The 1,857-nt window shown below is 51.2% G+C and carries 2 protein-coding genes; both read left to right on the top strand.

The features are described from left to right. Positions 1–62: 62 nt before the first annotated feature. A complete protein-coding gene (locus ABYW01_RS20685) occupies positions 63–332 on the top strand; it encodes an STAS domain-containing protein (protein ID WP_372836407.1) in 270 nt (89 codons plus the stop codon). 54 nt (positions 333–386) lie between these two features. After that, positions 387–1,857 (top strand): Hpt domain-containing protein (locus tag ABYW01_RS20680; RefSeq protein WP_372836405.1); only part of this gene is annotated, 1,471 nt, incomplete at its 3' end.

Below are 1,857 nucleotides of genomic sequence, written 5' to 3'. Positions count from 1 at the left end.
GCCGATGATATAGGGAAGATTGCTAAGGATGTCTCTTAGACAAGGACTTATCGGGTTTCTCTATGCGTGAATTTAACCTGCCTGAAAGCTGCACTGTGGTAAGTGTCAGAGGTCTCCATCGCCAACTGACGGAGCTTGCTGCGTCCCAGTCTGATGTTTCTCTCAATGCCTCAAATGTAACGGCTATTGATGCGGCCAGTCTGCAAACGCTCACTGCTTTTATTATTGCTCAGAATCAAAGTGGCAAAAAAACCGTCTGGACAGGTTGCTCAGCGACTTTTACGGATGCGGTGTCTCTGCTTGGGCTGAAAGAGCAGCTTGGTCTGCTGTGATTGGGTTGTGATTGATATGTGTGTGATATATCTGTTTGAACGAGAGCAAAAGCTATGAGTATTGATACTAGCGAATTTCTTGATGTTTTGATGGAAGACAGCCTGGAAGCGCTCTCTGATATGGAGACGTCGTTGCTCGACCTCGATAACGGCGGTGACGATTCTGAACTGATTAATACCATCTTCCGCGGTGCGCATTCTATTAAGGGTGGCAGCGGGATGTTGGGTCTGGATGAGGTGGCGGGTTTTACTCATCTTATGGAGACCTTGCTGGACGAAGTCCGCGAAGGTCAGCGCAAGATCGATATGCCAGTCATCGGCTTGCTACTGGAATGTGTGGATGCGCTTCGCGGTATGTTCGCTGCCATCAAAGAGGGCGTTGATAATGACGCTGTTTTGATTGCCTCTTTGGTTGAGCGATTGACGGCGACATTGGAAAATCGTGAGCCCGTAATGGCTGCGCCAGCACCAGTAACTGTATCAGAGCCCGAGATACCGAAACCTGATCTGCAACCTGAAGTGCAAATAGAAACGGTGCTAGATGAGCCCTTGGGCTTCGCAGAGGCCCCTTCAGAAGATCCGTTATTAGATCTGTTGGATCTGGAATCAGCAGCGTCTGAGTCCGATGACGATAGCACCATGAATGCCTTATTAGCACCTCCTGGCGATGTTGTGACACCGGGCTGGGCGGTGCAGTTTGTTCCTGATCATGATCTGTTTCTGAATGGCTTTGACCCTCTTGATTTTATTCGTCAGCTGGCAAAGCTCGGTGGTGTAGATGCAAAATCGGATGTCAATGTGCTGCCGGGGTTGGCGCGCATTAATCCAGAGCAGTGCTACATGGCGTGGGATATCAATGTAGTGACTGATGTGGGTTCAGATGCTGTCCGTGAGGTGTTCTCACCTGTGGCGAGTCAGTGCGAGCTCATCATCGAGCCTCTGCAGGAAGCCCATGCGAATCAATTGAGAGCGATCATTGCGGAGCAGGAAGCCGCGCGTAAAGAGCAAACTGGGCAGGACGCTGTCAGTTATCTGCGAGAAACCGTACTGGGTGAATCTTCTTGCGACGCAGTAGAACCTGTGATGACAGCGGAAGACTTTGGCGTAACAGAAGAGCCTGTTATACCGCCTGCGGATAACGAGACCGACCTCTTATCAGCAATGGTGCAGCCGCCAGAAGAGGAGGCTGTGAGTGATATCAATGACACGGTAGCACTTGATGCCGGTGAGCTGGTATCTGATGCAGTCGATTCAGCTCCAGGCAGCGAGTCGCTTTCAGCTGGTCAAGCCTCGCCTGAAATTGAAATAGAAACACCTGAAGTTGAAGCCACGGCAGACAGTAATGCAGCCCTGGTATCGGAAGTACCAGCCGTCACCGAAGTGCCCGATGCTCAGCCGCAGGTAAAGCCAGCGGCGAAACCTAAATCGAAAGCGGGTGCCCGGGCTGCAGATCGGAAGGCGAATGACAACGGTGGCTCCATTCGTGTTAGCACGCAAAAGATTGATGCGTTAATCAATATGGCCG

It is taken from the genome of Pontibacterium sp., from assembly GCF_041587635.1.
Taxonomy (GTDB): domain Bacteria; phylum Pseudomonadota; class Gammaproteobacteria; order Pseudomonadales; family Balneatricaceae; genus Pontibacterium.
This window is presented reverse-complemented; position numbering and strand designations above follow the sequence as displayed.